General features: G+C 64.6%; 9 protein-coding genes. 5 read left to right on the top strand and 4 right to left on the bottom strand.

What is annotated here, in order from left to right; translation table 11 throughout:
* Window positions 1-84: 84 nt before the first annotated feature.
* The 4 genes from IIB36_06580 to IIB36_06595 are packed head-to-tail and all read right to left on the bottom strand — an operon-like array spanning window position 85 to window position 6,571.
* Complete coding sequence (locus IIB36_06580) at window positions 85-3,222, bottom strand: hypothetical protein (GenBank protein MCH7531419.1); 3,138 nt, start codon at window positions 3,220-3,222, stop codon at window positions 85-87.
* Window positions 3,209-3,430, bottom strand: coding sequence for a hypothetical protein (locus IIB36_06585; protein ID MCH7531420.1), 222 nt, complete (start codon window positions 3,428-3,430; stop codon window positions 3,209-3,211). Before IIB36_06585 ends, IIB36_06580 begins: the two co-directional genes overlap by 14 nt.
* A gap of 43 nt (window positions 3,431-3,473) precedes the next feature.
* Window positions 3,474-4,481, bottom strand: coding sequence for a DUF4837 family protein (locus tag IIB36_06590; GenBank protein ID MCH7531421.1), 1,008 nt, complete (start codon window positions 4,479-4,481; stop codon window positions 3,474-3,476).
* Window positions 4,482-4,489: 8 nt separating this feature from the next.
* Window positions 4,490-6,571, bottom strand: coding sequence for a M3 family metallopeptidase (locus IIB36_06595; protein ID MCH7531422.1), 2,082 nt, complete (start codon window positions 6,569-6,571; stop codon window positions 4,490-4,492).
* 141 nt (window positions 6,572-6,712) lie between these two features.
* Here IIB36_06595 and IIB36_06600 point away from each other — a divergent pair, with 141 nt between their 5' ends.
* The 5 genes from IIB36_06600 to IIB36_06620 all read left to right on the top strand — a co-directional run bounded on the left by IIB36_06600 (window position 6,713) and on the right by IIB36_06620 (window position 11,977).
* Window positions 6,713-6,898: a hypothetical protein gene (locus tag IIB36_06600; GenBank protein MCH7531423.1), complete on the top strand. Its 186-nt coding sequence runs from the start codon at window positions 6,713-6,715 to the stop codon at window positions 6,896-6,898.
* A complete protein-coding gene (locus IIB36_06605; protein MCH7531424.1) occupies window positions 6,895-7,092 on the top strand; it encodes a hypothetical protein in 198 nt (65 codons plus the stop codon). Before IIB36_06600 ends, IIB36_06605 begins: the two co-directional genes overlap by 4 nt.
* A 135-nt stretch (window positions 7,093-7,227) precedes the next feature.
* Entirely contained in the window at window positions 7,228-9,963 is a 2,736-nt protein-coding gene (locus IIB36_06610) for a hypothetical protein (protein ID MCH7531425.1), read from the top strand.
* 584 nt (window positions 9,964-10,547) lie between these two features.
* The gene (locus IIB36_06615; protein MCH7531426.1) at window positions 10,548-11,333 is read left to right on the top strand and encodes a rhomboid family intramembrane serine protease; all 786 of its coding nucleotides are present in this window, start codon (window positions 10,548-10,550) and stop codon (window positions 11,331-11,333) included.
* Window positions 11,334-11,356: 23 nt separating this feature from the next.
* Window positions 11,357-11,977 (top strand): YigZ family protein, encoded by a 621-nt coding sequence (locus IIB36_06620; GenBank protein MCH7531427.1) that lies wholly within the window; start codon window positions 11,357-11,359, stop codon window positions 11,975-11,977.
* Window positions 11,978-11,987: the final 10 nt, after the last annotated feature.

Consider the following 11,987-nt stretch of genomic DNA (forward strand, 5'->3'; position numbering starts at 1 on the left):
CTGAGACGGCGACGAGAGTATTCTAGCGCACGCTGGAGTCGGCGCCAGACGGCGAGGGGAAAGACGGGCCTTGCGGGCGAGGTTTTATTGTAAAGTGTTGTCAAGGCGACACTTTGGGCCCGTTCCGAATGAAGCGAATGGCCGAGAGGAGTAGAGCCCTATCTCCAGGTCACCTTCAGACCGATCTGCGCCTGCCACTGCGACTCGGGGGACGAGTTCACGAATAGGATCCAGGGCAGTGATTTCCCCCTGATCGTTGACGCGGGTGGTGATGCCTCCGGCCCAGTTCGCGTACAGCACATTCGTGAACGGGTCCCGCTCATAGAGCTCGAGAACCGGAATCGTGTTCGGTGCCTCTCGTACGAGTCCCCAGTCCGAGCCGAGAAAGTTGAGCACGTTGACGAGATCCGCTTCGATGCGGACGTCGGTGCGGCCGATCGGCACTGTGTGGGAGATGCGCACGTCCAGCCGGTTACGCCATGGTGCCCGGCATGCGTTGCGCGGCATCGTCGTGCCCGCGTATGCGCCCAGACAAGGCTCGGTCGCGATCGCACTGCCGAGCAGGGTCGTCGAGACGATCCCGATCATCGGCACCTCGCTCAGCACCTCCGGCACGTAGAGCAGGTCGTTGTTCCGGTCGAACGCCGGCCCGAAGCCCGGATAGCCGTCCCCGTTCACGTCGCCGCGGTATACGTAGGAGTAGGGTAGACCGGATTCTCCCGTGTAGAGCAGCGACAGCTCGGAGTCGTCGAGGCCTGGAATCGGATTCCCGAAGATCGCCAATACCACCTTGTGGGGTCGGTCGAAGCGAGAGGTCTCCAGTTCGGGGCGGTTCGGGTGACCCTGCACGCCGTTCGCTCCGAAGTTCGACAGGATGTCGTTGAAGGTGAGGCTCGCCCGATCGTAGGAACGAGCGTACGCGTAGCCGGCCTGGAAACGGATGCGGTCCGTGACCTGCCCGCGCACCTCTCCCAAGAACGAGTATGCGTAGTCGTCGGAGCGGTTAGTGACGTGTAGGACCTGCGCGAACTCCGGGTTGATCCGTGTCGGTGTGTACCCAAGCGCGCTCGGAGTCCCGAAGTTCGGGCGCCCGCCGTAGCCGAGCGTGTATGCGGGGTGCTGTTGATCCACGACGGCCGGGCCGATGTTGATGTCCTCGACGAAGACCTGATTGAGCGCGCGCGAGAAGATGAAGCCCACGGTCGCGCTCAGGCGGTCGGTGATCTGCCGATCGATGCCGAGCGAGACCTTGATGTCCTGGGGGAACTGGAAGTTCTCGTCGAAGAGAGTGACGGTGCGGCGGAGCGAGCCCGGCGTGCCTGCCACGCAAGACGAGGGGGGCGCACCGGGGTCGAAGGCCGGCGCGCGGTTGTCGCCTAGGTTGTCCTCGATGTTCGGACCCCCGTCGCAGACGAGCGTCGCCGTGCGCAAGTGGGTGTTCGCGTAGGCGTTGGCCACCCACACAAAAGGTGGACGTCCCACGAACAGTCCCAAGCCACCGCGTAGCTGTGTTACGCGGTCGCCGTCGCTCTGCCAGCGAAAGCCGACCCTGGGGCTGAAGAGCAACTGTCGCGTGGGCACCACGTTCGTGCTTTTCCCGAAGAGTCTCTGCACCTCGATATTCTCGTCGGGCCGCACCGGCATGACAGGTATGTCGAGCCTGAGCCCATACGAGAGCGTGAGGTTGCGGGTCGCCTGCAGTTCGTCTTGCACGTGCCCTGCCAGTTCCCAGACGTCGAACGCGACACGTGACGGCTCGCCGCTCTCGAGCAAAGTGCGCTCGTAGTAGAGCGGCGTGTTGTTCACGACGTCGGTGATCGTCCCGAAGCGGTAGTAGCCTGCGGAGCCGGGCAGGTAGAGCTGGTCGATCGAAAAGCGCGCTGCCGCGACGCCGAACGTCACGGTGTGGTCACCCCACTCGGCGGAGAGGTTGTCGCTGAGTTGGAGCATCGTCTGCTTCAGGTCGTCAGCCTGACTGAAGTAGCGGGACCCGACGCGCACCGCTCGATTCACACCGATGCCGTCGAAGGCCGAGTGTGTCTCAACCTCGACCTGCGGCCAGTTCGCGAGGGGAGCGCTCGCGTCCGTGACCCTTTGCACTGTGGCATGCGCCTCGTTCGACCACCGTCCGAACGTGGACAGCGCCTGCAACGTGGTCGCGTAGCTGCGCGATGAGAGCTCGACGGTGTTCGAAGAGAGTTCGTACGACTCGAACGCCGTTCGGTTGGGCGCCCCGTCATCGTCCGCACCGGCGAAGATGTGACGTACACTGACCCGGTGCTGAGGGTTGATCCGCCAATCCAGGCGCGCAAAGAGATTGCCGAGCGTCCGCTCCAGGACATAGTCGCTTGCGTCACCGATGTCGAGCCCGTACGTGGAGCCGAACGCGAAACTGAGTGAGTCGATGGTGCTTTGGCTGACGCGGGTCAAGATCGGGTTGTCCCGGCCAAGATTGAATCCGTTCGGTGGCTGGCCGCGCTGTTCGAGCTCGCCGGCGACGAAGAGATGGAGCCGGTCACGGATGAGGGGCCCGCCGAGGCTGAAGCCGTACAGGTCGCGCGACACTCCGGACGGCTCAACGGTGAAACCCGGGACCGTCAGGTCGCCCGTGAGCGCGGGGTTGCGCAGATACGCGAATCCTGCGGCCTCCCATCGGTTGGTTCCCGTGTGTGTCACGGCGTTCATGACTCCACCGGTGAAACCGGAGAATCGGGTATCGAACGGCGCGACGAGAACCTCGTACTGCGCGACCGCCTCTAGCGGAATCAAGCGCGCGCCCGCTCGTCCGCCGGGCGTCCCCGCGGCCGTCAGACCGAACACGTCCTTCGTGAGCGAGCCGTCGATGAGGACCGCGTTGTAGCGGTCGTTCTGACCGGCTACGCTGAAGCCGCCGTCCGAGGTCCTTACGAGTGGAGACAGCACGGAGAGCTCGGTCAGGTCCCGCGAAAGGAGCGGCAGCGACGTGACCGTTCTCCGGTCGACGAAGGTCGCCGGACCGATCTGGGGTATGCGGAAGACTGCATCGCGCTCCAGTTCGACGCGCAGCCCCGCCAATGGGATCGCTTGCTGCTGGACGGTGATATCGAGGTCGAGGATCTCTCCTAGCCGCAGCCGGATGTCCCCCTCCTGAACCGTTCCGAATCCGAGTCCCGAAACCGTAAGCAAGTACGGCCCGCCCGGCGGGAGCAGTCGGAGCGCGAAGCGCCCGTCAGCGCCTGTCAGCCGTTCGTAGCGCGCGCCCCGTAGACTCGAGCGTCAACTGGACCTCTGCGCCCACGACCGCGGCGCCGTCCGCAGTCCGGACCGTGCCCCGGATCGCTGATGTGCTCGCGCTCTGAGCCGCAGCGCCGAGGGGCAGGGAGAGCGCGGCCAACAGGCTGAGCAGGGCGGGCGGCGACCAGGATGAAGGGGCTTGGGCCACTTGGGTCATCGCGCGACCTCGATCTGGGCGGCACGACCACATCGTCGACCCGTCAGGCGGCTCCGCACCGGAACGTGTCCAGAATCGTCTCGAGTTGGATCATATACTCGTACTTCTTCTTGCCCGGCGCGTAGAGCCAAGAATCGATCAGGTACATGCGGTTCTGGTTCTCGCACAGCACCGCGCGCGTGATGAACGGGCCTCCTGCGGGCCAGCCGCGGTCGGGTGGATTCGTCCACTCGGCATGGATCTGATACGCGTAGCGTCCGCGGTACTCAAAGGGTTCCGCATGTGCGTTGTCCAGCGCGTTCACCTGTGGCTCCGAGTAGTAGCCGGCGACGACCTGCTCCCGCCACTCGAGGATGTCCTCTGGTTGCAGGTCCGAGGGGATGGGTGTCCGCCACGTCACGACGATCTCCCGGATGAGCTCGGCGGGATCGGGGTTGTCGTTGCGGAAGACATAGACCGAATCAGCACTGCTCCATCGGTACACCTCGGGAAGCAGTAGCGCGAAGCCGGCCTCGGCATGCAGCGTGTCCGCGAGCGCCGAGTCCACGCCGGACATATACATGCGGTTGCGCACCCACTGGCGGTACTGACCATCGAGCAGCTCGTTCACGTCCGCGAGATGTGGACGCAGATCGTCCGCTCCTCCACCCTCCGGGAGCAAGACGAGCGTGATCGACTGGCCGTGAGCCCAGACGTCGCCGAGCTGATGTACGCCCGGTTGGCTGATCCGCTCGTGCGCGCGATCCAGCGCCTCGACCACTACCGCATCGGTAGCGCTCCCCACGAGCAGGATCTGGCGGAAGCGCCGCAGATCCCTCCAGAACTCCGCGAAGGGCTGCTGGTAGGTGACTGTGAACGTCTTCTCGTCACGTACCGTGCGGATGGTGGGCTCTAGAGCCCCGTAGACGTCGTCCTCCACCTCGCTCCACAGCTCCGGACTCATCACTGCGATGATGGTGTTCACGTCGCCGTACGCGATGCCGCTGGTGTCACACGCCGCCGCCCCGATCGCGAGGAGCGCGAGGACTCCGACCGTCGTCAGTCTTTTCATGCTTGTTTCTAAGCGCCCAGGGGACCGAGGTTCCGCTCCAGGAGAGCTCCGGAGTCCGGGTCGCGTCCCATGAACTCGCGGAACAGGTCCTCGGGATCGGCAGAATCTCCCCGGCTCAGAATGGAGTCGACGTAGCTGCGTCCGGTCTCGCGGTTGAAGACTCCCTCCTGTTTGAAGCGCGTGAACGCATCCGCATCCAAGACCTCGGACCAGAGGTAGCTGTAGTAGCCGGCCGCATATTCCCCGGCGAAGAGGTGTGTGAACGTGGTAAGGCCGTGCAGCTCTGCGAAACGCGGCTGCACCGCGAAGTCCGCGAAACGGGACTCCCCGAATGCCATCACCTCATGACCCTGGTTCTCGTCGACCGCTTCGTTGGGGGCACCGGCCGCGTCCGCGCGCAGCTTCGGCGCCAGCTCGTTGTGCAGCGCTAGGTCGACCGTGCCCAGCGACAATTGCCGCATCTGCGCCCAGCCGCCCATGTAGCGGCGTGCCGCAACCATGCGATCGAACAACTCTTCAGGCAGGAGATCACCGTTCTCGTGGTGCCGAGCGAAGAGATCGAGAGCCTCGCGCTCCCAGGTCCAGTTTTCCATGAGCTGGCTCGGTAGCTCCACCCAGTCCCAAGCGACGTGGATGCCCGCGCGGCCCGAAACCTCCACCCGAGACGTGCAGTGGTGCAGGAGGTGTCCGAACTCGTGGAAGATGGTCTCCACCTCGCGGTGCGTCAGCAGCGCGGGTCCGTCGCCATCGGACGGCGTGAAGTTTCCACAGATCGCTCCGAGATGTGGCGAAAAACCGCCCTCTCGAGGCCCGCCCGTGATGAAGTCGTTCATCCAGGCGCCCGGACGCTTTTCCTTTCGTGGGAACCAGTCCGTGTAGAACGCCCCCAGCTGCTCGTCGGACTCGTCGAAGATCTCGTAGTAGTCAACGTCCGGGTGCCAGAGCTCCTCGATCTCACGCTTCTCGACCCGGAATCCGAAGGTACGGCGGACAACGGCGAACAGGCCGTCGAGTACCTGGTCGAGTGGGAAGTACGGGCGCAACACCTCGTCGTCGATGTCGAAGCGCGACTTCCGAAGCCTCTCCATCACGAAGCTGGCGTCCCACGGCTCCACTTCGTCGATGCCCAGCGTAGCGGCGAAGCTGCGCAACTGATCGACGTCGCGCTGCCAATACGGCCGCGTGCGGCCCACGAGCTCACGCTCGAACTCGATGGCGCGCTCACCCTTCCCGGCCATGCGGTCCTCGAGTACGTAGTCGGGGAAACTCGTGTAGCCGAGGATCTCAGCGACCTCATCGCGCAGCCGCAGGATGCGTGCCAGGAGAGGTCGATTGTCGAACTCGCCTTCGCGGCATCGCGTGACGAACGCGTTGTGGATCTCGAGGCGAAGCTCCCGGTCCTGGCAATGCTTGAGGATCGGCTCTACCGAAGGGTAGTCGAGCGTGAGAAGCCACCCGCTGAGTCCGTCTTCCTCGGCCTTCGCCCGTGCCCGCCTCAACGCCGCGTCCGGAACGCCCGCCAGACGGCCCTCGTCCGTGATGTTGAGCTCGTACGCCGCCGTCGCGTCGAGCACGTTTTCACTGAATTTCTGTTGCAGCTTGGCGAGCTCGACCGTCAGCTCTTGCAGACGCTCTTTGTCCTCCGCGCCGAGATCGGCTCCCGCTCGGCGGAAGTCGCGAACCGTCTTTGTCAGGTGGCGCTTTCGCGTGCCGGTCAACTCGAATGCCTCGCTCGTCTCAGCGAACGTCTTGACTCGCTTCCACAGTGCAGCGTTCAGGGGCAGGCTGGACCAGAAGGCCGACATCTCGGGCAACACCGCGTTGTACGCTTCACGCAATTCGGGGGTCTCGACAACGGAGACGAGATGGCTGGCGGGCACGATGCATCGACTCAGCCGCTCCGAGATCTCGTCGAGGCGTTCGATCGTGTTCTGCCAGGTCGCGGTGCCGGTCTGCCGAGCGAGAGCATCGATCTCGGTCTGCGCCGCCGCGAGAGCCTGGCGAATTCCGGACTCTACGTGCTCCGCCTTGATCAGGTGGAAGGGAATCCTGAACTCGGCCGAGAGCAGTGGGTTGGGCGAGTGCGTCATAGGTGTGGGGACGTCGAGCACGTCTGGGGTGCGGGACAAGGTATGCATGCCGGGCGACCCGGATAGTGGTCAGAGGTCGTCAGCAAGCCGTCATCATCGCTCGCCGGCATCTACGGTCTCGACGAAGTACACGACGTGCACGTGTGGACCCTGACGAGCGGCTTCGTCGCGATCTCGGCGCACGGCGTGATCGATGATCCCACCGATCACAGTCGTGTGCTGAACAAGGTTCGAAAGCTCGTGGCGGGCCATGGGATCGGTCACGTGACTTTCCAGATCGAAATGCGCAAGCTATACCAGATACCGACCGAGGAGAGAGCGAGGTGATCTGCAAAGAGCATGTCGCGCCGGGGAGGCTCGAGGCGGATGAGGATGACCACGAGGGCCGGCCCGATGACGGCGAAGATTGTGAGGACGACGAAGATTGTGAGGACGACGAAGATTGGGACGATGACGAATGGGATGATGACGAATGGGATGATGACGACGAAGACGAAGTGGACGACCAGGAGGACGAGTAGCGGCTGCTATCGGCCACGGGCTGCTGGGGCTCAGTCGAATTCGTGCACGGCGGGCGGTTGCTGCAGGTAGCTTCTCCCGGGCAGAGAGGACACTTTGCTGCCTCCTCGAACGAGACCTCAGCGCAGGAAAGCCAAATGCGGGTCCTAACTGTCGTCGCCGGTGCGTGCCTGCTGGCGCTTCCCGCTCCCATCGCCACCCAGATCCCCACGCCTGAGTCGGTGCTCGGATATTCGGTCGGCTCTGATTTCGAGCTGGCCAACTACGAGCAATCGCTGGAGTACTTTCAGCGGCTCGCCGCCGCTTCTGACCGCGTCGAGTTACGCGAGATCGGCCGGACGAGCTTTGGCCGTCCGTGGCACCTCGCGCTGATCTCGTCGGCCGAGAATCTCAGGAACGCAGAGCGTTACCGGGAAATCGCGCACCAGCTCGCGTACCCCACCGACGACCTGACCGCGGCCGACGCGCGAGCGCTCGCCGAAGAGGGCAAGGCGATCGTGCACATCGACGGGGGGCTGCACGCCACCGAGGTCGCGCACGCGCAGCACACGATACAGCTCGCATACGACCTCGTGACGGGCGACGACGATCCGGAGATCGCCGCGATCCTCGACAACGTCATCCTCGTGCTGTGGTTCAGTATCAACCCGGACGGCCAGACGATGGTGTCGGATTGGTACTACGAGAACCTCGGCACGCCGTACGAGGTCGCGGGCACGCCGTTCCTGTATCAGAAGTACATCGGGCACGACAACAACCGCGACGGCTACATGATCAACCAGATCGAGTCGCGGGTGGTGACGCGCGTGGATCGGTATTGGGAGCCGCAGATCATCTACAACCACCACCAGACGGCTCCCTTCCCGGCGCGCATCTGGATTCCGCCCTTCGCGGAGCCGATCAGCCCGAATGTGCATCCTCTCATGTGGCGCACCGTCAACCTGATCGGGATGGCGATGGCGCAGGCGCTCGAGGAGCGTGGTCAGAAGGGCGCCGTGCACATGAGTGGATTCGACGCCTGGTACCCCGGCTTCTTGGACCACGCGAACAACTTCCACAACATCGCGTCGTTTATGACCGAGACAGGTCTGTACCGCTACGCGACGCCTCATTTCTACACCATCAACGACTTCCCGGAGGATCAGCGCGATCTTCGTCCGCAGTCGCTGTACGCGAGTCCCTGGGAGGGCGGCTGGTGGCGCATCAGGGACGCCGTCGACTACATGCTGACCGCTTCGGTGTCGGTGCTCGACGTGGCGGCGAAGTACAAGAACGACCTGCTCTTCAACCGCTTCCAGGCGGCCAGAGACGTCATCGAAAAGTACCGGGCCGGCCCCCCGTACGCCTATTTCATCTCCCAAGACCAGCGCGACCCCGTGGCGGCCGTCGAGATGCTGCGTCGACTCGCGTTCAACGGCATCGACGTCAGGCAGCTCTCCAGCTCGGTCACCGTGGACGGCGTCAGCCATCCCGCCGGCACCTGGGTCATCGTCATGGACCAGGCGAACGCGAACTTCGTGCACCAACTCTTTGCGGTGCAGGACTATCCCGATCTGCGCGAGTATCCGGAGGGCCCCCCGGAACAGCCGTACGACGTGTCCGGCTGGACGCTGCCATATCAGTTCGACGTGAGGGTCGTCGAGGCTCGTACGCCGTTGGGTGACGAGGTGCGCAGCGCTATGGCCGAGGTACGCGCAGACCCGCTGCCGTGGGATGCGCCAGGCGATGCGCAGGCGTGGGACACGCCTCCCGGTGTGGGTTTCGACAGCCACCCGGTCGCGCGCGCGATCGTGCCGCCGCCGGGCGTAGCGACCGGTGGCGGCGGGGCCCTGCTCCTCGACCCTGCGCAGAACAACTCGTACAAGGCGCTTGCCGAGGTGTGGCGGAACGGGGGCAGCGCCCGCTTTCAGCCTGGCTCCCCGGGGGCCGAGGGTGCGGGCGGCTCGAGCGGCCGCTGGATCATCACCGGTCTGTCGGGCAACGCACAGAATGCTCTCGTAAGCCGGTACGCTCTACGTGCCTCGCGCGGCGGTTCGGCAGGTGTGGTGGTGAGCCAGCCACGAATCGGTCTGTACCGCTCGTGGAACGCGAGCATGGACGAAGGCTGGACACGCTGGCTCCTCGAGATGTACGGCATCCCGTTCACGAGCCTCTACAGCGCGGACGTGAGAGCGGGCGACCTGGGCTCCCGCTACGACGTGATCGTGCTCGCCGACATGCGCGGCGGGCAGATCGTCGACGGGTTCGCGAACGGCTCCGTACCGCCCCGGTACGTGGGAGGCATCGGGCCGGAAGGGGTGCGGGAGCTCGACGCGTTCGTCCGCAGCGGGGGCACGCTCGTCGCGATCAATCGCTCGAGCGGTTTCGTGATCGACGAGCTGCATCTGCCGGTCGAGAACGTGATCCAGGACGTGCCGCGGGCCGAGTACTTCGCCGGCGGGGCGATCGTGGAGTTGCTCGTGGATCCCTCCCACCCCGTCATGAGCGGCATGAGCGAGCGCTCGAAAGTATTCGTCGGCGGTAGCCCGGTCTTCACGACCACAGAGGACTTCGACGGGCACGTGCTCGCGAAGTACCCCGAGAACGGGTCACCACTCCTCTCCGGATACTTCCTCGGTGAGGAGCACGTGCAGGGGTACGCGGCGGCGCTCGACGTGAAATACGGAGACGGCCGGGTCGTTCTGCTCGGTCTGAAGCCACAGTGGCGGGCTCAGCCGTTCGGTACCTTCAAGCTGCTCTTCAACGCGGTGCTCTACTCGCGTGAGGTCGCCGCGGAGGCCCCGGACAACGACGAGTTCTGGACCGCACCGGCCGAGGATGAGGATGAGGATGAGGGTGAGCCTGGGGAGGAGGGTGAGGGTGAGGGGAACTGAGAGCGGGGCCGGCCCTTGGTGGAGACACCGCGGTTGTCCTTCGCCTGCTTTTCGCGGTTATCGCGCCGGACCCGGTAGTGGGTCGGCTCGCCCTCAGTGGAGACCGCGAAGCTAAGGACGTTCAGAAAGATCAGCAGCGGCGTCAGCGTCGCGGACAGTCCGAGAAGGAGGGTCGCGCGACTCGATTCATCGTTCGCGGGCATCCCGACCTCGATCGCCGCGTCCCCTCGCGCCGTGGCCTCGATGACTCGGTCGAGCGCCGAAATCGATACGAGCACCCCGAGAGCGCCGATCGCGCCGGTTGAATAGACCAGACGTCTGAGCTTGTTCGTCGTCATCTGATGCGGGAGTAGTGGCGCAGTTCTCCGTCAGCTTCTACAGCAAGCGATGGGCCGGCCCACGGTTGCGAATTCTAGTGTCCTTAAGTCAGGACAGGACAAAGGGATACGGTGTTCGACCCCTCGGTGGCGAAGTCCTCTATTCGCTATTCTTTGCCGGCCGCGGCAAGGATGGGTTGACTCGTGCGAGCCTGAAGTCGGGCCGCGAATGAAACTCTTTGAGGGTCGGGTGGGGTAGAGGGTCGCATGTTTCCAATGACCACGTGGGTGAAGCGCCTTCTCATCGCGAACATCGCGATGTACTTCGTGTCGGCGTCGGTGCCGATGGTGTACCGGATGATGGTCCTGTACCCACCGGAGGTATTGATCCGGCCTTGGTCACTGGTGACCTACATGTTCCTGCACGGCGGTATGCGCCATCTGATCTTCAACATGATCGGGCTGTACTTCTTTGGGCCGCGTCTCGAGGACCGGCTCGGAGCCAAAGTATTTCTTTGGCTGTATTTCCTCTCCGGAATCGGGGGGGCGCTGTTCAGCCTGATCTTTTCGCCCCTGGCGCTGGTGGTGGGTGCGTCGGCCGGCGTATATGGCGTCCTGCTCGGCTTCGCCATGTACTGGCCGCGGGAGAAGATCTACCTGTGGATGATCCTGCCCGTGGAGGCGTGGTTGCTCGCCACCATCCTCGTGATCGCGTCGCTCTACTCGGGCATCAACCCGTCGGCGGGGTCGAACACGGCGCACTTCGCCCACCTCGGTGGCCTCGCCTTCGCATTCGGGTTCCTGAAGTGGTCGGAGTGGAACAAGGGGGCGGCGCAGCGCGCCTTCCAGGCGAAGTTCAACCCGAACGCCACGCCTACGGGCATGGTGGGTGACCGGCTCGCGGCGGCCCGATGGAAAGGCATCTCAGTCGACGGGCTGCACGAGCTGAACCGCGAAGAGGTCGTGCGCCTGCTGAGCAAGGTCGACGCCGATGGAGCGGCGAGCCTCACGGTCTCGGAACGCCAATTCCTCGACCGGATGTCGGCGGGGTGAGCCGCCGGTAGGCCTCGATAGCGTTGTCGCCCGACTCCTCTCGACATGCGATTCCGGCGCGGGTCCACCGCGTCGAGCAGACGATCCAGAGGAGCCGTTTCATCACGTCCGGCGCGCATGCTCCCGACGCGGACGCTGCGCACGCCTTCATCCAGCGCGTCCGCGACGAGTTTCCCGACGCTACTCACAACTGTTGGGCTTTCGTAGCGGGTCCTCCCGGCAGCACGGCCCACATCGGCATGAGCGACGACGGTGAGCCACACGGCACGGCCGGGCGCCCTATGCTCACCGCGCTCCTCCACGGAGGCGTTGGCGAGATCGTCTCGGTGAGCACGCGCTACTTCGGCGGCGTGAAGCTCGGCACTGGGGGGCTCTCCAGGGCCTACTCGGGCGGGGTGAAGCTCTTGTTGGATTCCCTGCCCGTCGAGGAGAGGGTGGAGCGATCCTTCGTTGAGGTAACCGTCAGCTACGCGGACGTCGATGCGCTGCAGCGGCTGATGGAAGAGTCGGACGTAACGGTCGAAGCCGAGGAGTACGGAGCAGAGGTACGGTACTCGTGTGGCGTCCCGGCCTCCGCACTGGACACGTTTCGAGGCGCCGTGGCCGACGTCACCCGGGGAGCGGGCGTCGTCCGAGAGGTTTGATCGCCCTGAG

The sequence above is a fragment of the Gemmatimonadota bacterium genome (assembly GCA_022560615.1).
Classification (GTDB): Bacteria; Gemmatimonadota; Gemmatimonadetes; order Longimicrobiales; family Gaopeijiaceae; genus UBA1138.